The sequence below is a fragment of the Pigmentiphaga sp. NML030171 genome, assembly GCF_002188635.1.
In the GTDB taxonomy this organism is placed as follows: domain Bacteria; phylum Pseudomonadota; class Gammaproteobacteria; order Burkholderiales; family Burkholderiaceae_B; genus Pigmentiphaga; species Pigmentiphaga daeguensis.
Genome location: NZ_NINX01000019.1, coordinates 61,322 through 80,900, shown reverse-complemented (window position 1 = coordinate 80,900; position 19,579 = coordinate 61,322). Strand labels below are relative to the sequence as shown.

Genomic DNA, 19,579 nt, shown 5'->3' with positions numbered 1-19,579 from the left:
TGGAGACAGATATGCACACCGGAAAACGCAGTTCAGTTTCCAGGCGCCAGGTGCTGGCAGGCTTCGCCAGCGTTGCGCTTCCTGGCAGTGTTCGGGCAGCGGAGTGGCCGGCCAGACCAATCCGTTGGATCGTTCCTTACGCGGTGGGAGGCCCTTCCGATGCGTTCTCAAGGCCCGTCGCGGCACAACTGGCCGAGGTCCTCAAGCAGCCGGTGGTGGTCGAGAATTTTGGTGGGGCAGGGGGCAATGTGGGCTGCAAGAGAATCGCCGCAGCCGAACCCGACGGCTACACCATTGGTCTTGCGACCACCGGTTCGCACTCCATCAATCCCAGCGTGTATCCAAAGATGCCGTTCGATGCCGTGGCGGATTTCACGCCATTGACATTGGCTTGCCGGTATGCCAACCAACTGATCGTTCGAAGTGACAGCCCCATCCGAAACGTCAAGGACCTCCTGGAGTATGCGAAGCAACATCCGGTCTCATATGGGTCGGCAGGTGTCGGTGCTTCGAATCATTTGTCTGGAGAGATTCTGAGTCACATCGGTCAGGTGCCCATGCTTCATGTTCCATACAGGGGAAATGCGCCGGCACTTGCAGCGCTGCTGGCCGGGGATATCACGTTCATGTTTGACATGCCTACCAACTCGCAGCCACTGGTCTCGGCCGGCAGGGTGCGCCAACTAGCCGTGACGACAGCGAAGCGCTGGCCCTATTTGCCGAACGTGCCAACGATGGAGGAGGCGGGATTCAGCGGATTTACCGAGGCGGGTACGGATCTTTGGTTCGCCGTCGTGGGACCTGCGAAGCTGCCACGGGATATTCGCGAGAAGTTGCATGCCGCCTTGCTGACGAGCCTCAGATCTCCCCAGGTGCGGCAATCTGCGAGTGAACAGCAGTTTGAAATCTGGACCAGCACTCCACAGGAGCTCGCCACCGAGATCAAGGTGGGCATGGATCGCTGGGGCGGCATTGCTCGCGCTGCGGGCATCAAGGTTTGACCCAACACCAATCATCCAACACCAACGGAGTCATCATGGTCCCGGAAAACACCGTCGCACCGCCGGAAGGTTGTGTCGATACACAGGTTCTCGACAATATCCTGCTGATTGGAATCAACCGCCCTGCCAAACGCAATGGAATCACCCCCGTCATGCTCCGCCAGCTTGCGGATGCATACACGCGCCTCGATGACGATCCCGATCTTAGAGTCGGGCTCCTGTACGCGGTTGGCGATCATTTCACGGGAGGTATGGATCTGCCGTCCTTGGCCGAATTCCAGCGCAGGGGCGAGAAGCCGGTTCCACGAGACCAGAATCTGGTGGAGCCTCATGACATGGGGCTGCCCGGTTATCGCAGACGCACCAAGCCGATGGTTGCGGCCGTCAAGGGCATCTGCTTTACCGTTGGCGTGGAACTCATGTTGGCGGCAGATGTCGTCGTGGCAGCGGACAACTGCCGATTTACGCAGATGGAAGTCGGCAGGGGCATCATGGCCGCCGGTGGGGCGACTGTCCGAATGGCAGAGCGTGCGGGCGTGGGCAACGCAATGCTCTTGCTGCTGTCAGGCATTGAGTTCAATAGCGCCGATGCCATGCGAATGAACTTCGTACAGCGCGTGACCCCCGCGGGAGAGGAATTCGCCGAGGCCCTGTCCATTGCGCGTCGCATAGCCTCGCAGGCTCCGCTCGCCGTGATTGCCACGCGGTTGAACGTAAGAAAATCCGTCGAGGAGGGTGCGCTCGCCGCGGTCGGTGAATTCATGGAAGTGCAGAAAAGGCTTTCCGCCACGGAGGACGCCGCGGAGGGACGCCAATCATTCATCGAACGGCGCCCACCGGTCTTCGTCGGCCGATAGGGGGCATGTCCATGGATGGCACCCTATCGTTCCAGGCTATTCGATTCCAGGTGGATGAAGATGGAATCGCCGTCATGACACTCAACCGTCCCCAAGCCAGAAATGCGTTGGACATGACGATGAGAGGCGAGATCGCCGAAGTGGCGGAGCAACTGCGAAGAAGCGAAGACATTCGGGCTTTGATAATCATCGGCGAAGGCGGCAATTTCTGCGCGGGCGGAGATCTGCAGTCTATGGGGGATCAGCGGCCCCCTGCGTCATCCAGGCGTAGGGTGGCGGAACTCAATACGTGGTGCAGCAAGCTCGCGGCCCTTGAGATGCCCGTGATCGCGGCGGTCGATGGCGTAGCGTTCGGAGGTGGATTCAATTTGTGTCTGGCGGCCGACTTCATCATGGCGACGCCTGCCGCGAGGTTCTGCCAGGTTTTTGCCCGGGTGGGCCTGATACCGGATCTGTCCGGGTTGTATCTGCTACCCAGGATGATCGGCCTGCAACGCGCAAAGGAGCTGATCTACAGCGCGAGAACCATCGATGCCGAGGAAGCACGGTCATTGGGCATCGTCTACGGCATCGTTGAGTCGGATGTCTTGCTTGCCCGAGCCGTCGACATGGCGCGGCGCCTGTCACGGGGTTCAAGAACGGCGTTCGGCTTGACCAAGTCGATTCTCAACCGTTCTTTTGAGACCGACCCCAAGACGTTGGCGGACATGGAAACGTTGTCTCAAGCCGTCGCCATGAGCACCGAGGAACACCAAAACGCCGTGGCCCGGTTCCAGGCGAAAGAGCCTCTTGTTTTCGAGCCCATCGGCCGCCCAGTTTGATAGCTACCTTTTTCGAGAAGTTGACATGCGAAAACTACCCTCCCTGTTCGACACGATGACATTGCCGGTGATTGGTTCGCCCATGTTCATCATTAGTAATCCAAAACTCGTCATCGAGCAGTGCAAAGCAGGAATCGTGGGAGCCATGCCTGCACTCAATGCGAGACCGCAAACACTGCTGGATGAGTGGATTTGCGAGATCAAGGAGGTTCTGGCGCTGCACGACAAGACGGCCGAGCAACGCTCGGCGCCTTTCGCCATCAATCTCATCACGCACAAGACCAATAGCAGGCTCGATCATGATCTGGACATCGTGATCAAGCACAAGGTGCCGCTGGTGATCACTTCACTGGGGGCCAGGCCTGAGGTGAACGACGCGATTCACGCATATGGCGGTGTGGTCATGCACGACGTGATCAACAACACCTTTGCGCGCAAGGCGATCGAGAAAGGGGCGGATGGCGTCATTGCCGTCGCGGCCGGCGCAGGAGGCCATGCGGGCATCAAAAGCCCGTTCGCCCTGGTTCAGGAAATCCGCCAGTGGTTCGACGGTCCGCTGGCATTGAGCGGTGCCATGGCGCACGGAGGGGCCGTGCTGGCGGCGCGAGCGATGGGGGCCGATTTTGCGTATATCGGATCGGCGTTCATCGCCACCGAAGAGGCAAACGCTCCACAAGCGTACAAACAGGCGATCGTCGATGGCAGCTCCGACGATGTCGTATATACGAATCTTTTTACCGGCGTGCACGGCAACTACCTGAAGCGCTCGATTCAGAACGCGGGCCTGGACCCGGCGGCCTTGCCCAGCTCCGATGCGCGTGACATGACGTTCGAGAACGGGGAAAGCAAGCCTAAGGCTTGGAAGGACATCTGGGGCGGAGGGCAGGGGATCGGCGGCGTAACCGAGGTGGTTTCCGCATCCGCGCTCGTTCGGCGTTTGCGCGAAGAGTACGAAGCCGCCCGCCGAAGCCTTTGCCATTGAACATGGCGTGAATGCGGCGGCCAGCGCAAGTCCCGGCCGGGGGGGCCGTCCATGAAGGCTGCCCTTGATCGGCGAGGTCGCAGCCTGGGCCGGCGAAACGTATATTGGCATGTGCCGGGTCTAGACCGCGATCATCTCCCGCACCCCTTGCGCATCCATGTCCGCACCCAGCCCATTGGCCACGATTTCCCCCCGGTTCATCACCCAGTACCGGTCCGCGATCGCTTTCGCGAAGTCGTAATACTGCTCGACCAGCAGCACCGTCAGCCCCATTTCGTCGACGAGGCGGCGCAGCGTCCTGCCGATTTCCTGGATGATCGAAGGCTGGATGCCTTCCGTGGGTTCGTCCAGGATCAACAACTGCGGTTCGCTCATCAGGGCTCGGCCGATGGCCAGTTGCTGCTGCTGGCCGCCCGAAAGATCCCCGCCGCGCCGGGCCCGCATGTCCTTGAGTACCGGGAACAGCGCGTAGATGTGCTCGGGCACGCCGGCGGGCGCCTTGCGGCTGGCGGCCCCGACCAGCAGGTTTTCTTCGACCGTCAGGCGAGGGAAGATGTCGCGCCCCTGGGGCACGTAGGCGAGGCCGCGGGCGACGCGTTCGTAGGTGGGCAGTCTGGTGAAGGGTTGGCCGCGCCAGGCGATGGTGCCGCTTTTCGTCGGCACGACGCCCATCAGGCAGCGCAGCAGGGTGGTCTTGCCGACGCCGTTGCGGCCGAGCAGCACGGTCAGCTTGCCGTCGGGCACGGTCATGGAGATGTCGCGCAGGATGTGGCTGCCGCCGTAGAACTGGTTCAATCCTTCAATGTTCAGCATCGTCCGTTCCCCGCAAGTTCAACGTCCCAGATAGGACTCGATGACGGCTTCGTCCCGTTTCACGTGGTCCAGGGAGCCTTCGGCCAGCACGCGGCCTTCGGCCATGACCGTCACGCGGCCGGTTTCGCCGGCCAGCGCGGCGACGAACTCCATGTCGTGTTCGACCACCATCATGGAGCAGGTGCCGCGCAGGCGGTTCAGCAGCACGGCCAGTTCCATGGTTTCGTCGTCGGTCATGCCGGCGGCGGGCTCGTCCAGCAAGAGCAGGGCCGGTTGCTGCATCAGCAGCATGCCGATCTCGAGGCGCTGCTTCTGGCCATGCGAGAGTTCGCCCGCGAGCCGGCGCGCCTCGCTTTCCAGGCGTATCACTTCTAGCGTGTGTTCGATCCGGGCCTGGGCCGCGCGGTCCAGGCGCGCGCGCAGCGACGCCCACCAGCGCTTGTCCGCCTTCATCGCGAGTTCCAGGTTTTCCCAGACCGGGTGCTGTTCGAACACGGTGGGTTTCTGGAACTTGCGTCCGATGCCGGTCTGGGCGATTTGCGGTTCGTTCAGGCGGGTGAGGTCGATGCTCTGGCCCAGGTAGACCTTGCCGGCGTCGGGCGAGGTCTTGCCGGTGATGACGTCCATCATCGTCGTCTTGCCTGCGCCGTTGGGGCCGATCACGCATCGCAATTCCCCGGCGTCGACCGTCAGGGACAGCTTGTTCAACGCCCGGAAGCCGCCGAAGCTGACCGTCACGTCTTCCAGGTAGAGGATGGTGCCATGCGACACGTCGATGGCGTTGGGCCGGACCACGTGCCCCAGGGCGGCGGCCCCGGACAGGGTGGGCTGGTCGAGGCCGTCGCCGAAGCCCGACGCGCTGCGCGGCGGCGTCTTCGCGTGGTCCATGGCAGGATGCGTACCCATCAGTGCGTGCTCCGCTTGAAGACGTTTCCGATCAGGCCCATGATGCCGCGCGGCAGCAGCAGCGGTACCAGTACGAAGATCAGGCCGAGGAAGAACAGCCAGTATTCGGGGAAGTTGGCGGTGAAGAAGCTCTTGGCGCCATTGACGGCGAAGGCGCCGACGATGGGGCCGATCAGGGTGCCGCGCCCGCCGACGGCGACCCAGATCGCCATTTCGATCGAGTTGCCGGGCGACATCTCCCCGGGGTTGATGATGCCGACCTGGGGTACGTACAGTGCGCCCGCGATGCCGCACAGGATGGCCGACACGGTCCACACGAACAGCTTGTAGCCCAGGGGGTTGTAGCCGAGGAACATCAGCCGGGTCTCGCCGTCGCGCACCGCGGTGACGACGCGGCCGAGCTTGGAGGTGACGATGGCGCGCGCGGCGATGAACGCGAGGACGAGCGTGGCGAAGGTCAGCAGGAAGAGCGCGGTACGGGTGCCGGGGTGGGTGATGGCGAAGCCGGCGATGCGCTTGAAGTCGGTGAAGCCGTTGTTGCCGCCGAATCCGGTCTCGTTGCGGTAGAACAGCAGCATCGCGGCGAAGGTCAGGGCCTGGGTAATGATGGACAGGTAGACGCCCTTGACGCGCGAGCGGAACGTGAAGAAGCCGAATATCCAGGCGACGGCCGCGGGCACCAGTACCACCAGCAGCAGGGCGTATCCCAGGTGCTGGGTGCCTTCCCAGTACCAGGGCAGGGCCTGCCAGTTCAGGGACACCATGAAGTCGGGCAGGTCGCTGCCGTACACGCCCTCGTTGCCGATGGAGCGCATCAGGTACATGCCGATCGCGTAGCCACCCAGCGCGAAGAACAGCGCGTGCCCCAGGCTCAATACGCCGCAGTAGCCCCATACCAGGTCCAGCGCGAGCGCTCCGATGGCGTAGCACATGAACTTGCCGGCCAGCGTCATCGCGTAGGCGGACAGGTGGAAGGCGCTCGTCTCGGGCACCACCAGCGCGCCGACCGGCACCCCTATGCCCACCGCGATGCTCAGCGCCAGCAATGCGAGCCAGGCGTTGCGCGAGAGCAGCGCCGGACGCGGCGGCAGGCCCAGCGTCCGTCCGATGTCCTGGCCGGCGGCGGACGGGATCCCCGGCATCGTCGATATCGTGACAGCCATCTCAGGCCTCCGCGCTACGGCCCTTCAGGGCGAACAGGCCCTGCGGGCGTTTCTGGATGAAGAGAACGATCAGCACGAGCACCGCGATCTTGGCGAGCACGGCGCCCCAGAACGGTTCGATCGCCTTGCTGACGAGACCGAGTCCGAAGCCGCCGATCACCGTGCCGGCGATCTGGCCGACCCCGCCCAGCACCACGGCCATGAAGGAGTCGATGATGTAGCTCTGGCCCAGGTCCGGTCCCACGTTGCCGATCTGCGACAGCGCGCAGCCTCCCAGTCCGGCGATGCCGGCGCCGAACGCGAACGCATAGGCGTCCACGCGCGCGGTCCGCACGCCGACGCAGGCGGCCATCCGGCGGTTCTGCGTGACCGCGCGCACGAACAGGCCCAGGCGCGTTCGCGTCAGCACGGCCCAGGCCAGCGCGACCACCGCCAGCGAAAACGCAAGAATCGCGATCCGGTTGTAGGGCAGGATCAGGCTTTGCATGACGGTCACGCCCCCGCTCATCCATGAAGGGTTTTCCACCTGGACGTTCTGTGCGCCGAAGATCATGCGCGTGCCCTGGATCAGGATCAGGCTGATGCCGAAGGTGGTCAGCAGCGTCTCCAGCGGCCGGCCATACAGGTGCTTGAGGACCAGGCGTTCGATGGCCGCGCCGCCGAGCGCCGCCGCCAGGAACGCGACCGGCACCGCCACCAGCGGATACCAGTCGAACGCCGCGGGCGCGTAGCGCTGGAACAGCGTCTGCACGACGTAGGTCGCGTAGGCGCCGATCATCAGGAATTCCCCGTGCGCCATGTTGATGACGCCGATCAGTCCATAGGTGATCGCCAGGCCCAGCGCGGCCAGCAGCAGCACGCTGCCGAGCGACAGGCCGGCGAACAGCGTGCCGGCGATCCGTCCGCGGCGTTCAATGCCGTCCAGCGTGTCGAGCCCTTGCTGGGCGACGGCCCGTACCTGCGGGTCGGGTTCCTGCCATGCGCCGGTCGCCGATTTGGCCGTCAGCGGGCGCAGCAGTTCGTACATGCCCGGATCCTTGCGGGCGGCGACGAGCTTGACCGCTTCGAGCCGGGTCGCGGCATCCGGGGCGTGCAGCGCGGTCATCGACCATAGCGTGTCGAGGCGCTGCTTCAGGGCGGGATCGGCTTCCCGCGCGCGCGCGGCGTCGATCAGGGGCTTCATCGACGGATCCGGATTCTTCAGCAGCGCGTCGATCGCCGCGCCGCGCGCGGCGGCATCGGGCGATGCGAGCTGCAGGCCGGCCAGCGCGCCGGCGACTTTCGCGCGCAGCAGATTGTTCAGCGTGACAGGCTGCGCGCCATCGGCCACGTCCTGGCCGACCGGCCTGCCGGTCGCCGCGTCGCGCGTGGCCGCGTCCGACCGGATCAGCACCTGCCCGGCGTCGGTGGCCAGCGCGTTGTCGTCGGAAAGCGCCTGGAGCAGCGCGAACGAGCTCTCGTCGCGCGTCTCGATCAGTTTGTCGATCGCGGCCAGCTTGGCATCGAAGTCGTCACCGCCCAACGGAGCGATGTCGGCGGCGTCGAGCGCGAAGGCCGCCGGGCCGGGGCACGCGAGCGCCGCCGACACGGCCACGGCGCGCAGGTATTGGCGCAGGTTCATGTGGGGAAGACCGGGTTGGACAAGGACAGGAATCCGTCGGGACACGACAGCCGCGCCGTGTCCCGGCGTCGGGCTCAGGCCAGGCCGGGCTGGCGCGCCAGTGCGGGAAGCGAGCCGACGACATCCGGCTTGCCCTGGTTGCCGGGAATGTAGGGGCTCCACGGCTGCGCGCGCACCGGCGCCTTGGTGCGCCAGACGACGTTGAACTGGCCGTCCGCGCGCACTTCGCCGATCATCACCGGCTTGCGCAGGTGGTGGTTGCCGTCCATCTCCAGCGTGAAGCCCGAGGGCGCGGCGAACTTCTGGCCTATCATCGCGGCGCGCACCTTGTCGACGTCGGTGCTCTTGGCCTTCTCGACCGCCTGTTTCCACATGTGGAGACCGACGTAGGTGGCCTCCATCGGATCGTTGGTCACGCGCTTCGCGCCGCCCGGCAGGTTGTTCTTCTTCACCCAGTCCGCGAACATCTCCTTGAACTTCGTGTTCTCCGGATTGCGCAGCGACATGAAGTAGTTCCACGCGGCCAGGTTGCCGACCAGCGGCTTGGTGTCGATGCCGCGCAGTTCTTCCTCGCCCACCGAGAACGCCACGACGGGCACGTCGGCCGCCTTCAGGCCCTGGTTGCCGAGTTCCTTGTAGAACGGCACGTTCGAGTCGCCGTTGATCGTGGAAATGACGCAGGTCTTGCCGCCACGCGCGAAGGCCTTGATGTTCGCGACGATGGTCTGGTAGTCGCTGTGGCCGAACGGGGTATAGACCTCCTGGATGTCGGCATCCTGCACGCCCTTCGATTGCAGGAAGGCCCGCAGGATCTTGTTGGTGGTGCGCGGGTAGACGTAGTCGGTGCCCAGCAGGAAGAAGCGCTTGGCGCCGCCGCCTTCCGCGCTCATCAGGTATTCGGTCGCGGGGATGGCCTGCTGGTTGGGCGCGGCGCCGGTGTAGAACACGTTGCGCGACATTTCCTCGCCCTCGTACTGCACCGGATAGAAAAGCAGGCCGTTCAGTTCTTCGAACACGGGCAGCACGGACTTGCGCGATACCGACGTCCAGCATCCGAACACGGCGGCGACCTTGTCCTGCGAAATCAACTGGCGCGCCTTTTCCGCGAAGAGCGGCCAGTTCGACGCCGGATCGACCACGACCGGCTCGATCTTCCTGCCCATCACGCCGCCCGCCGCGTTGATCTGGGCGATGGTCATCAGCGCCGTGTCTTTCAGCGACGTTTCCGAGATCGCCATCGTGCCCGACAGCGAATGCAGGATACCCACCTTGATCGGCCCTTTGTTCGCACCTTGCGCGAATGCGGAAGGGAGTCTGCCGGCGATTCCCGCCAGGCCCGCTGCCGATGCGACCTTCAGAAACTCACGCTTTTTCATTGATCGTCCTTGGAAGTGGAAGGTTGTATTTCGTCTTGGATACAAGACTGCATTGAAGATGCAACTTCCGGGCCAGCGGATGAGCCGGCGGCGCCGGAGCAGGGAAGGGGGATTCAGCGGGCTGTTCGCGTCTTGTCGTGATAGATGTCGGTGCGTGGCGGCGCCATGCTGGTGCGCCCCGCACGCATCCCGGGAGCTTCAGGCCTGCTCGCGCGACGCATAGCGTTCGCGGGCGGTCTGCATCATGTACAGCGTGATGCGCTTGACTTCGGCCTGGCTCTCGGCGATATGCGCACGGACCATCTGCCGCGCGAGCGCGGCGTCGTTCTTGCCGATGGCGTCCAGGATGTCCGCGTGCTCCTGGTAGGTGGCGGCCACGCGCGGCGGTTTGGTGAAATCGAGGCGGCGGATGATGCGTATGCGTTCGGCCACGTCCGTATGCATCCGGGCCATCTCGAGGTTGCCGGTCGCGGCGACCAACCCCGCGTGGAAGCCCTCGTCGAGCGCCGCCGCCCTGGCCGGGTCCTGCTCGCGCATTCCGGCTGGCACGCACCAGATCTCCCGCAGCGGATCGAGCTGCGCCGTCTGGCGCCCGGCGACGATACGGTCGATGGCCGTCGTTTCCATCATCACGCGGATCTCGTACAGGTCCTCGAAGTACTTGAAGTCGAAGGTCCGCACCTGCCAGCCGCTCTTGAAGTGCACGTCCACGTAGCCTTCGCGCAACAGCCAGAACAGCGCCTGCCGCACCGGAGTGCGGCTGACCTGCATGCGCGCGGCGACGTCGCCTTCGCTGAACTTGTCGCCGGGCAATAGCCGGAAATCGAAGATGTCCGCCTTCAACCGGGTGTAGATCTGTGTCGCGAGGTTGTTCGCGCCCTGCGCCGGTTCGCCCGGCACGCGGTTGTCCGCCATAAGGAATTCCAGAAACGGTTATGAAGCGGCGGTCATGCCAGCGATACCAGGGGGTCGCCGGCGCTGATCATCATGCCGGGGCGGCAATGCAGGCTCTTGACCAGGCCGTCGTGCGGCGCGGAGATGTGGAATTCCATCTTCATGGCTTCCAGGATCAGCAGCGAGTCTCCCGCCTTCACGGTTGCCCCGGGTTCGACGAGCAGCTTCCAGACGTTGCCCGTGATGTCGGCGGCAACGATCGAGCCCGTCGGATCGTCATGCGCGGTGGTGGCCTCATCCGGGCCGTCGTCCGCGGTGCCAGCCTCGTCGGACTGGGTCGCCCAGCGGGCGACCTCCGCGTCGAACGCCTGCTTCTGGGTGGCCCGGAGCACTTCCAGCTCCGGTTCGATCCGGGCCAGGAAGGCGTTGTACTCACCGAGATCGAAGATCTCTTCCTCGATGCGCACGCCCTGGCGGCCCTCCCGGAAGTCATTGCGCAATCCTTCCAGCTCGCTCTCGGTCACCGGGTAGAAGCGGACCTGGTCGAAGAAGCGCAGCAGCCATGGCTTGCCATCGACGAACGCTTCGTTCTTCAGGAATTTGTTCCAGATGGGCAGCGTTCGTCCCACCAGTTGGTATCCGCCGGGCGAATCCATGCCGTATATGCACATGTACACGCCGCCGATGCCGACCGTTCCTTCGGCCGTGTAGGTTCGCGCGGGGTTGTACTTCGAGGTCAGCAGGCGATGGCGCGGGTCGACCGGTACCGCGCACGGGGCGCCCAGGTAGACGTCGCCCAGGCCAAGCACCATGTAGCTCGTCTGGTAGATCGTATCGTGCACGTCCTGCGTCGAGGCCAGGCCGTTGATGCGCCGGATGAACTCGGTGTTGCTGGGCAGCCAGGGCGCGGTATCGCGCACCGACTGCCGGTAGCGCGCCACGGCGTCCAGCGTCGCCGAGTCCTCGTAGGCCATGGGCAGGTACACCACCCGGCTCGGCACTTTCATCGTCGAAATGCCGGCCAGCGTCGCGTCGGTTGCCGCCAGCGCCTCGACAAGCGCCCGCTGGCCGATGGTCCGGCCGTCGTAGCGCACCTGCAGCGACCGCACGCCCGGCGACAGTTCCAGCACGCCGGGCAGGGCGGCCGCCTTGAGCGCCTCCATCAGCGCATGGACGCGGAATCGCAGGTTCAGGTCGAGCACGTTGTCGCCATACTCGACCAGGATGTACTTGTCGCCGGCCTGGCGGAAAACGGTCTTGGGACGTTCACCCTGCGCGGGCGCCTCGAACAGGATGGGCGAGCCGCGGCGCGTGGAAAATGCCGGCGCATCGATCGATGTCCCGTTCCAGTCGCGGATGAACGCATCCTGCCGCCGCTCCAGCGCGAGCGCCTCGTCGAACGACATCTCGCGAAAGCGGATGCGGTCGCCAGGCTTGACCTGTCCGACTTTCCACAGTTCCGCCTTGGCGATCGTGACCGGGCAGACGAATCCGCCCAGGCTCGGGCCGTCGCGCGTGAGGATAACCGGCATGTCGCCAGTGAAGTTGATGCTGCCGATCGCGTACTCGCAATCGTGGATGTTCGACGGATGCAGGCCGGCTTCCCCTCCGTCCGAGCGCGTCCATTCCGGCTTGGGCCCATTGAGCCGGATGCCCAGGCGGTTCGAGTTGTAATGGACTTCCCACTGGCTGGCGAAGAACGTCTCGATCGATTCCGGCTTGAAGAAATCGGGGGCGCCATGCGGGCCGTACAGCACGCCTATTTCCCATTCCCGCCCGTAGGCGGGCACGAGCGCGGAGGGTAGCGGAGCCGGGGCGTGGATCGGCGCCAGGTCCGCGGTCGCGGGCAGTGCAGGATCGGCAATCGGCAGCACGTCGGCCGGGCGCAGCGTGCGCCCGGCATGTCCGCCAAACTGGCCGAGCGCGAACGTCGCCCGGCTGCCCAGGTACAGCGGCACGTCCAGGCCGTTGCGCACGGCCAGGTAGGTCCGGCAGCCGCTCGTTGCCTTGCCGATCTTCAGCGTCTGGCCGGCCCGGACCGTGACCGGCGCCCAGAATTCGACCGGCGAGCCGTCGAGCCGCGCATCCGTGGGCGCGCCGGTCAGCGCGATCACGGTGTCGCCGTGAAAGCGCAGTGTCGGACCGAGTACCGTGGCCTCGATGCCGGCCGCGTGCTCGTTGTTGCCCACGATGCGGTTGGCCAGACGGAATGCCCAGTCGTCCATCGGACCCGACGGCGGCACGCCGATGTCCCAGTAGCCCACGCGCCCGGGATAGTCCTGGATGGTGGTGTAGGTGCCCGCGTCGATCACCTCCACGGCCGACGGGCGGTAGGCGAAGTCGTCCAGATAGCGGGTCGAGACATCGCCGTCGCGGAACCCGTGGCTCGCGATGACCTTGCGCAGGTAGTCGAGGTTCGTCGCGATGCCCGAGAGGCGGGTCGCGTCGAGCGCGCGCGCCATCGCCGCGATCGCGGCGGGCCGGTCTGCCCCGTGGACGATCAGCTTGGCGATCATCGGATCGTAGTGGGCCGATACCTCGGTGCCAGTCTCCACCCAGCTGTCCACCCGGACGTCGGGCGGAAAGCCGACCTCGGTCAGGGTGCCGGGGCTGGGCGAGAAGTTGCGCAGCGGGTTCTCGGCGTAGATGCGCACCTCGATCGATGCGCCCTGCGGCGTGATCGCCCGGTCCAGGGCGGGGGGAGTGCCGGCCGCCGTCAGGATCATCCATTCGACGAGATCTATGCCGGTCACGCTTTCGGTGATCGCATGTTCGACCTGGAGCCGTGTGTTGACCTCGAGGAAATAGAAGGCCTGCCGCGCGGCGTCGTAGATGAACTCGACCGTGCCGGCCGAGCGGTAGCCCACGGAGCGGCCCAGGTTCTCCGCCGCGGCCAGCAGCCTGCCGCGTACGTCGGGCGGAAGATCCGGCGCGGGCGTTTCCTCGACCACCTTCTGGTTGCGCCGCTGCAGCGAGCAATCGCGCTCGCCCAGCGCGACCACCTTGCCGTTGCCGTCGCCGAAGATCTGCACCTCGACATGGCGTGCGCGGTCGAGGAAGCGTTCGACGAATACGCCGCCGTTCGCGAAGAACGATTGGCCCAGCCGCTGTACGGACTCGAAGGCGGCGACCAGTTCGGCTTCGTCGTTGCAGCGTGTCAGTCCGATTCCCCCGCCCCCTGCCGTGCTTTTGAGCATGACCGGATAGCCGATGACCCGGGCCGCTTTGCGCGCGCTGTCGACATCCGCCAGCAGGCCCGATCCGGGCGTGAGCGGAACGCCCGCCCGCCGGGCCAGCTCGCGCGCCTCGTGCTTGAGGCCGAATTGCTTCATCTGGAGCGCGGTCGGTCCGACGAACGCGATGCCTTCGGCCTCACAGCGCGCGGCGAACTCGGCGTTCTCGGACAGGAAGCCATAACCGGGAATGATGGCCTGCGCGCCGGTCTGCCTGGCCGCCTCGATGATCAGGTCGGCCCGCAAGTAGCTGTCGGCGGCGGTGTCGCCTCCCAGCGGCACGGCCACATCGGCCGTGGCGACGTGCAGGCTGTTGCGGTCCGCGTCGGAGTACACCGCCACGGAGCGGATTTTCATCCGCTTGAGCGTGCGAGCGATGCGGCAAGCGATCTCGCCTCGATTGGCGATCAGTACGGTATCGAACATGTGGGCTCCGGTTCAGGAACGTGACGGCTCGTTGCTGGGGCGCCGACTGTCGAGGTAGCTCGCCCAGCCGCCGAATTCGGTGATGTCGCTGGCGTCGTCCAGCGCATAGGGTTCGCAGATGAAACCCTTGACCTGCCGGCCGTCGGCGAGGGTCAGCGTGCCGATGCCCAGCGGCGCGGGAACGCCGGCGACGAACGAGCCGAATGCCGCCGCGGGTACGTCCCATAGCTCCACCCGTATCGGCGCGCCGTGGTCCGCCCGCACGAGACCGGGCTTTGGCGGCGTCGTGTTGGCCAGCGCATAGAGCCGATAGTTGGCGGCGGTCGTGGTCGATTCGACGAACCGGGCTGCCCGCGACGTCAGTTCGTGGTTCAGCGGCATGCCGCGCAGATGGGCGCCGACTACCGCCACGCGGATGGATTCGCCTGTCGTGTCGAGGTCCGCGGATCCGGCGGCGGGGATCCTGCCAGCGGCAAGCGGCAGCCCCGTTGCGCCTCGCGTCAGGCCGGTCGCTTCGTGCCACGATGCGGCGAAGCCGGCAAGTGCCCGCTCGCGCCAGGCGTCGCCGATCAGGGTGATGCCGAACGGCAGTCCGTCCTCGCGCAGGTTCGCCGGCACCGCGACCGCGCTCCAGTCGAGCAGATTGACGAAATTCGTGTACTTGCCCAGGTTGCTGTTCAAGCGTATCGGATCGGCCAGCAGTTCGGCGATCCGGTAGTGCGTCGGGGCGGTGGGGACCAGCAACGCATCGAACTGCGCCAGCAATGTGTCGGCACGGCGCTTCAGGTCCGCGAGGCGGTAGATGCCGTCGAAGGCATCGGCGGCCGAGAAATCGCGCGCCTTGAAAATGACGTCGCGGACGACGGGATGGATGTCGGTCTCGTGTCCTGCCGCGAAGGCGCGGATGGCCGCATACCGCTCGGCCACCCAGGGGCCGTCGTAGAGCAGGGCGGCCACGTCGTCGAAGACGGAGAAATCGACGGGTACGCATGTCGCGCCGCGCGCTTCGATATGTGCGACCGCGGCCTTGAAAGCCTGGTCGGACAGGTCGTCGCCGAAGAACTCCGGAACCGCCGGAATGGCGAAGCGCGGGGCCGCAGGAAGACGCCATGTCGCCGACCCCGCCGGCGCGGCTCGTGAGAGTCCATCGGCCAGGTCCAGCGATGCGGCGACATCATGGACGCGAACCGCGTCTTCCACCGTCGTCGAGAACACCGACACGCAGTCGAGCGTCCGGCAAGCCGGCACGACGCCGGTGTTGCTGAACGCGCCGCGCGTGGGCTTGAGGCCGACGATGTTGTTCAGCCCCGCAGGCACCCGGCCGGAGCCCGCGGTATCGGTTCCTAGCGAGAACGGAACGATACCCCGTGCGACCACGGAGGCCGAGCCGGAACTCGATCCGCCCGATATGTATTCGGGGTCGAAGGCGTTTTCCGGTATGCCGTAGGGCGATCGTACGCCGACGAGCCCCGTGGCGAACTGGTCGAGATTGGTCTTGCCGATCAATATCGCGCCGGCCTGGGCGAGTCGCGCGATCAGCGTCGCGTTCTGCGCAGGCGTGTAGGCGAACGCCGGGCAGCCCGCGGTGGTCGCGAACCCGACGGCATCGATGTTGTCCTTGGCCGCGAACGGCACGCCGTACAGCGGCAGCTTATCGATGTTTCCGTCGACCGACCGCAGCCGGCTTTCGAGCGCCGCCAACTGGGCCTGGAGCACCTCCGGGCTGGCGATCGAAATCCAGGCCGGATCCGGCCCCGCCAGGGACTCCAGCAGTTCGCCAAGCAGGCGTGCCGGTTGTGCGCCGTCCCGGTATGCGTCGAGCCAGTCGGAAATCGTCCATCCGCGCATCTGGTATTCCCTCTTGTGTACAAGTTTGGAGGGACATATTCAAGAGCCGTGCCAGGCGCGCTGCCATGCGGCTTTAGCCGTGCGGGCGGCGAGATGAGGGGGGATGCTCGGCCGGCCGATGCCTTGCCGCGCACAGGAGTGGCGCGCGATTGCGCTCGACTCAGGGGCGTGCGCCCAGCAATGGTGCGACGGGCCGTGCCGCCGGTGCTGGGATAATGCCGCCATGAAAACCACGATTTCGATGATCCGGTGCCTGGCAGGCATAGCCGCTTTCGCCCTGCCATGCGCCACGTTCGCCCAGGTTTGCACCGTCACGTCCATCCACGATGGCGACACGATGCGCCTGCAATGTCCCCCGCAAAAGAAAAGCACTCCGGTGCGCCTGGAGCGGATCGATGCGCCGGAGATTGGCCAGGCCGGCGGGATCGCCTCGCGCGATTTCCTGAGGGCACTCTGTCCGTTGGGCGCGCAGGCCAGGTTGTCGCGCCATGGCAAGGATCGCTATGGCCGCACGCTGGGCGATGTCGATTGCGGCCATGGCAGCGTGCAGGAAATGATGCTGCGCCATGGGTATGCCTGGGTCTATCCCAAGTTCACCGCGGAACGGGCGCTGGTTGACCTGCAGGGCGAGGCGAGGGCGGGGCGGCGTGGCCTGTGGGCCTTGCCGTCGCCTGTCGCGCCGTGGGAGTACCGTAAGCGGGGCCGCGATCTCTAGGCCGCTACCTCGAAGGCCTGGTGATACGCCACCGTTCCTCCACCCGCCCCGGGCGTGAGCCGGACCGCCTGGAAATATTCCGGCGGCACGCCCGGCAGCACGAAGTCCGGATCGGCCCGGAATCCGAACCGGCCGTAGTATTCCGGTTCGCCCAGCACCACGCATCCGGCCGCATGGCGCTGGCGCAACGCATCGAGCGCATGCGCGACCAGCTGCCCGCCCAGGCCCTTGCCCTGGTGTCCGGGCGCCACGGCGAGCGGACCGAGGCCGTACCAGCCGGGTGTGCCGTCGGAAAGCGCCACGGGAGAGAGGGCCACGTGGCCCACGACCTCGCCATGGGATTCCGCCACGAGCGAAAGGGTCAATGCGCCGGCCTCGCGCAGCGCGTCGACGATCCGTGCCTCGGTGCCGCTCGCATGCGGCGCGGTGGCGAAGGCGCGGGTGATCACGCGGTCGATGGCCGCGATGTCGTGCGGTTGTTCCGGGCGTATCAACATGGGCAGGGGGGGGCAGAGAGGTTGTCATCCGAGCTAGAGAATATAGGGCAATCAAGCAGCGGAGTGTTTGCGTACTTAGGTTGCATGCGAACTAATTTCCTGGGAAAATAGTTCGCATGCAACCTAATTTAAGGACCCCGCCGCAGCTCGACGAACACGTCCGGGCCCGCTTCGGACGGCTGGTCGGCGCGGTCTACCGCAAGTGGCGCAGGGCGGTCGATCAGCATTTCAAGGAAATGGGTCTCTCGGACGCCACGCGCGCGCCGCTGCTGGCCTTGTACGAATCCAGCGAGCCGGTGGTGCGCCAGAAGGACCTGGCGGAGACATTGTCGCTGGAGAAGTCCTCGCTGGTCCGCATCCTGTCGCAGTTGCGCGAGCTGGGCCTGATCGAGTGGGAAACGGCGGAAGAGGATCGCCGCGCGAAGTCCATCCGCCTGACGCGGCAGGGGCGCGCGCTGGCCGAGCGTATCGTGGCCAAGAGCCTGGAGATCGAGGCCAGCCTGCTGGACGACCTGACCGCGCAGGAACTGCGCATCACCCGCCAGGCCCTGGAAAAGATCGCGCGCCGGTTCGATACGCTTTAGACGAAAGACCTCCATGACCCGCGCGCATCCGTCCCCTGCCCCGTCCATCCGGGCGCCCTTGTGGCTCCTGGTGCTGGTGACGCTCAGCGGCACGATGGCCATGCACATCTTCATGCCGGCGCTGCCGCTGGCGGGCGCCGACCTGGGCGCGAGCCCGGCCGGCATGCAGCAGACCATCACGCTGTACGTGGTGGGGCTGGCGTTCGGACAACTGATCTACGGGCCGGTGTCGGACACCATCGGGCGCCGGCCCACGCTGCTGCTGGGCTTGGGCATCTATCTGGTGGCGAGCGTGTTCGCGCTGTTCGCGCCCACGCTCGAATGGCTGCTGGCCGCCCGCCTGGCGCAGGCGCTGGGCGGCGCGGCGGGCATCACGCTGGGGCGCTCCATCGTCCGCGACATCTCCACGCCCGAGCGGGCCACCAAGGACCTGGCGCTGCTTAACCTGTTGACGCTGGTGGGGCCGGGGCTGTCGCCCATCCTGGGCTCGTACCTGGCCGACGGCTTTGGCTGGCGGGCCATCTATGTGTTCCTGGTGTGCATGGCGACCGCGATGGTGCTGTGCGCGTGGCGGCTGCTGCCCGAGACCAACCTGGACCGCTCGCCGCTGGCCTTCGGCAAGATCGCGCGGGACTACGGCCAGTTGGTCGGCAACCGGCGATTCCTGGGGTTCATGGTGGGCGGGGCCTGTTCCAGCACGGCGCTCTATCCCTATCTGGCGACGGCACCCTACATCGTGCACGGGCAGTTGCAGTTGCCGATTTCCCAGATCGGCTGGTTCGCGGCGATCACCATCGTCGGGGCCAGCGTGGGGTCAGCCACGACCCGGCGGCTGGTGGGGCGCTTGAACACGGAGCTGTTTCTCTACATGGGGGCGGGGCTGAGCCTGGCCATGGCCTTGGTGTTCCTGGGCGTGCAGGCCATGGGCTGGCTGAATGTGCCCGTGCTGATCGCCATCACCTTCCTGCTGACGACGGGATGCGGCATGGCCAGTCCGGCAGGGCTGTCGCGCGCGCTGTCCTCGGCACCGGGGCTGACGGGGTCCGCGGCGGGCCTGTACGGGTTCGGGCAGATGGCGGCCGGCGCGCTGGGTACCAAGCTCGTGGGCTACGGCTCGGATCCGGCCATCTCCTGCGCGGTGGTGCAGATCTTCCTGACGGTGGTGGCCCTGGGGGCTTTCCGGATCGCGGTCGGCGCGCGGGGCGGGGACGGCGGCGAGCCTCAGGGGCGCGACGCGCCCTGAAGAAAGAAGTCGAAGGCGCGCGCGAAGGCCTTGCGCAGGGAAACCTTCGGGTCGCCCAGCCAGCTCATCAGCGCCGACAGGTACAGGAAATGCAGGTAGTTGGCCAGGCGTTCAGGAGGTTCGTTGTCGCGGACTTCCCCGGCCTGCTGCGCCGCGTGGATCAGCGCGGTGTACGCGGTGACCATGTCGGACGACGCCTGCTCGCCCGATCCATCGCTTACCTGCTGGAAGCGGAAGCGGATGTAGGGCGCGGCGTACTGCCGATGTTCCTCCCACCATCGGGCCGAGGCGTCCAGGACCACCGGGATGCGGGAGGCGAAGGTCTTGCGCTTCATGACGGCCTGCATCAGCGGCGCCAAGTCGCGCGCCAGGCGCGCATGCATCCATTCGGCAAGCACCGCTTCCTTGACCGCGAAGTGGTTGTATAGCGTTCCCCGCACGACGCCCGCCTCGACGGCGATCTGTTCCATCGTCACGGCCTCGTAGCCGTGGCGTTCGAACAGGTCGCCCGCCACCGTCGCGATATGTTCGCGCGTGCGCTGGCGCTTGGAGGGAAGGGCGGCCGTGATCATGAAAGAATTATACAGTGTAGAATTTTG

General features: G+C 65.9%; 17 protein-coding genes. 7 read left to right on the top strand and 10 right to left on the bottom strand.

The features are described from left to right. Positions 1–11: 11 nt before the first annotated feature. Genes CDO46_RS05155 through CDO46_RS05140 form a run of 4 tightly spaced genes read left to right on the top strand, consistent with a single transcriptional unit; the run spans position 12 to position 3,661 of the window. Positions 12–1,001: a tripartite tricarboxylate transporter substrate binding protein gene (locus CDO46_RS05155; RefSeq protein WP_087837492.1), complete on the top strand. Its 990-nt coding sequence runs from the start codon at positions 12–14 to the stop codon at positions 999–1,001. Positions 1,002–1,036: 35 nt separating this feature from the next. Continuing rightward, positions 1,037–1,858, top strand: coding sequence for a crotonase/enoyl-CoA hydratase family protein (locus tag CDO46_RS05150; RefSeq protein ID WP_087837491.1), 822 nt, complete (start codon positions 1,037–1,039; stop codon positions 1,856–1,858). 11 nt (positions 1,859–1,869) lie between these two features. Continuing rightward, positions 1,870–2,679 (top strand): enoyl-CoA hydratase/isomerase family protein, encoded by an 810-nt coding sequence (locus tag CDO46_RS05145; RefSeq protein WP_087837506.1) that lies wholly within the window; start codon positions 1,870–1,872, stop codon positions 2,677–2,679. Between the two features lie 25 nt (positions 2,680–2,704). Beyond that, a complete protein-coding gene (locus CDO46_RS05140; protein WP_087837490.1) occupies positions 2,705–3,661 on the top strand; it encodes a nitronate monooxygenase family protein in 957 nt (318 codons plus the stop codon). A 120-nt stretch (positions 3,662–3,781) separates the two neighbouring features. Here CDO46_RS05140 and urtE read toward each other — a convergent pair whose 3' ends face one another. From urtE to atzF, 8 genes are all read right to left on the bottom strand, one after another. Beyond that, a complete protein-coding gene (gene urtE / locus CDO46_RS05135; protein ID WP_087837489.1) occupies positions 3,782–4,474 on the bottom strand; it encodes an urea ABC transporter ATP-binding subunit UrtE in 693 nt (230 codons plus the stop codon). Between the two features lie 18 nt (positions 4,475–4,492). Next, entirely contained in the window at positions 4,493–5,362 is an 870-nt protein-coding gene (urtD, locus tag CDO46_RS05130) for an urea ABC transporter ATP-binding protein UrtD (RefSeq protein WP_087837505.1), read from the bottom strand. A gap of 17 nt (positions 5,363–5,379) precedes the next feature. Next, complete coding sequence (urtC, locus tag CDO46_RS05125) at positions 5,380–6,522, bottom strand: urea ABC transporter permease subunit UrtC (RefSeq protein WP_243724424.1); 1,143 nt, start codon at positions 6,520–6,522, stop codon at positions 5,380–5,382. A 22-nt stretch (positions 6,523–6,544) separates the two neighbouring features. After that, positions 6,545–8,164: an urea ABC transporter permease subunit UrtB gene (gene urtB, locus CDO46_RS05120; RefSeq protein WP_087837487.1), complete on the bottom strand. Its 1,620-nt coding sequence runs from the start codon at positions 8,162–8,164 to the stop codon at positions 6,545–6,547. Positions 8,165–8,238: 74 nt separating this feature from the next. After that, positions 8,239–9,540 carry an urea ABC transporter substrate-binding protein gene (gene urtA, locus CDO46_RS05115; RefSeq protein ID WP_087837486.1) on the bottom strand — a complete coding sequence of 434 codons (1,302 nt, stop codon included), beginning with the start codon at positions 9,538–9,540 and terminating at the stop codon, positions 8,239–8,241. A gap of 198 nt (positions 9,541–9,738) precedes the next feature. Further along, positions 9,739–10,455, bottom strand: coding sequence for a GntR family transcriptional regulator (locus CDO46_RS05110; RefSeq protein WP_087837485.1), 717 nt, complete (start codon positions 10,453–10,455; stop codon positions 9,739–9,741). Positions 10,456–10,487: 32 nt separating this feature from the next. Next, entirely contained in the window at positions 10,488–14,093 is a 3,606-nt protein-coding gene (uca, locus tag CDO46_RS05105; protein WP_087837484.1) for an urea carboxylase, read from the bottom strand. A gap of 12 nt (positions 14,094–14,105) precedes the next feature. Next, entirely contained in the window at positions 14,106–15,941 is a 1,836-nt protein-coding gene (gene atzF / locus CDO46_RS05100; protein ID WP_087837483.1) for an allophanate hydrolase, read from the bottom strand. 223 nt (positions 15,942–16,164) lie between these two features. Between atzF and CDO46_RS05095 the strand changes: the two genes are divergently transcribed. Further along, positions 16,165–16,656: a thermonuclease family protein gene (locus CDO46_RS05095; protein WP_165963052.1), complete on the top strand. Its 492-nt coding sequence runs from the start codon at positions 16,165–16,167 to the stop codon at positions 16,654–16,656. On the opposite strand, the gene CDO46_RS05090 is transcribed toward CDO46_RS05095, so the two are convergent. Next, complete coding sequence (locus tag CDO46_RS05090) at positions 16,653–17,153, bottom strand: GNAT family N-acetyltransferase (RefSeq protein WP_087837481.1); 501 nt, start codon at positions 17,151–17,153, stop codon at positions 16,653–16,655. The genes CDO46_RS05095 and CDO46_RS05090 overlap by 4 nt on opposite strands. 116 nt (positions 17,154–17,269) lie before the next feature. Here CDO46_RS05090 and CDO46_RS05085 point away from each other — a divergent pair, with 116 nt between their 5' ends. Both CDO46_RS05085 and CDO46_RS05080 read left to right on the top strand, forming a co-directional pair. Further along, positions 17,270–17,737 (top strand): MarR family winged helix-turn-helix transcriptional regulator, encoded by a 468-nt coding sequence (locus tag CDO46_RS05085; RefSeq protein WP_087837480.1) that lies wholly within the window; start codon positions 17,270–17,272, stop codon positions 17,735–17,737. Between the two features lie 13 nt (positions 17,738–17,750). Further along, positions 17,751–18,980, top strand: a complete 1,230-nt coding sequence (locus CDO46_RS05080; protein ID WP_243724410.1) for a multidrug effflux MFS transporter — start codon at positions 17,751–17,753, stop codon at positions 18,978–18,980. Here CDO46_RS05080 and CDO46_RS05075 read toward each other — a convergent pair. Further along, positions 18,959–19,552, bottom strand: coding sequence for a TetR/AcrR family transcriptional regulator (locus CDO46_RS05075; RefSeq protein ID WP_087837479.1), 594 nt, complete (start codon positions 19,550–19,552; stop codon positions 18,959–18,961). The genes CDO46_RS05080 and CDO46_RS05075 overlap by 22 nt on opposite strands. Between the last annotated feature and the right edge of the window lie 27 nt (positions 19,553–19,579).

Excerpts from the sequence above, each read along its gene's own strand:
- CDO46_RS05155 (WP_087837492.1), top strand. The coding sequence starts at position 12 with ATGCACACCGGAAAACGCAGTTCAGTTTCCAGGCGCCAGGTGCTGGCA.
- CDO46_RS05150 (WP_087837491.1), top strand. The coding sequence starts at position 1,037 with ATGGTCCCGGAAAACACCGTCGCACCGCCGGAAGGTTGTGTCGATACA.
- CDO46_RS05145 (WP_087837506.1), top strand. The coding sequence starts at position 1,870 with ATGGATGGCACCCTATCGTTCCAGGCTATTCGATTCCAGGTGGATGAA.
- CDO46_RS05140 (WP_087837490.1), top strand. The coding sequence starts at position 2,705 with ATGCGAAAACTACCCTCCCTGTTCGACACGATGACATTGCCGGTGATT.
- urtE (WP_087837489.1), bottom strand. The coding sequence starts at position 4,474 with ATGCTGAACATTGAAGGATTGAACCAGTTCTACGGCGGCAGCCACATC.
- urtD (WP_087837505.1), bottom strand. The coding sequence starts at position 5,362 with ATGGACCACGCGAAGACGCCGCCGCGCAGCGCGTCGGGCTTCGGCGAC.
- urtC (WP_243724424.1), bottom strand. The coding sequence starts at position 6,522 with ATGCCGGGGATCCCGTCCGCCGCCGGCCAGGACATCGGACGGACGCTG.
- urtB (WP_087837487.1), bottom strand. The coding sequence starts at position 8,164 with ATGAACCTGCGCCAATACCTGCGCGCCGTGGCCGTGTCGGCGGCGCTC.
- urtA (WP_087837486.1), bottom strand. The coding sequence starts at position 9,540 with ATGAAAAAGCGTGAGTTTCTGAAGGTCGCATCGGCAGCGGGCCTGGCG.
- CDO46_RS05110 (WP_087837485.1), bottom strand. The coding sequence starts at position 10,455 with ATGGCGGACAACCGCGTGCCGGGCGAACCGGCGCAGGGCGCGAACAAC.
- uca (WP_087837484.1), bottom strand. The coding sequence starts at position 14,093 with ATGTTCGATACCGTACTGATCGCCAATCGAGGCGAGATCGCTTGCCGC.
- atzF (WP_087837483.1), bottom strand. The coding sequence starts at position 15,941 with ATGCGCGGATGGACGATTTCCGACTGGCTCGACGCATACCGGGACGGC.
- CDO46_RS05095 (WP_165963052.1), top strand. The coding sequence starts at position 16,165 with ATGAAAACCACGATTTCGATGATCCGGTGCCTGGCAGGCATAGCCGCT.
- CDO46_RS05090 (WP_087837481.1), bottom strand. The coding sequence starts at position 17,153 with ATGTTGATACGCCCGGAACAACCGCACGACATCGCGGCCATCGACCGC.
- CDO46_RS05085 (WP_087837480.1), top strand. The coding sequence starts at position 17,270 with ATGCAACCTAATTTAAGGACCCCGCCGCAGCTCGACGAACACGTCCGG.
- CDO46_RS05080 (WP_243724410.1), top strand. The coding sequence starts at position 17,751 with ATGACCCGCGCGCATCCGTCCCCTGCCCCGTCCATCCGGGCGCCCTTG.
- CDO46_RS05075 (WP_087837479.1), bottom strand. The coding sequence starts at position 19,552 with ATGATCACGGCCGCCCTTCCCTCCAAGCGCCAGCGCACGCGCGAACAT.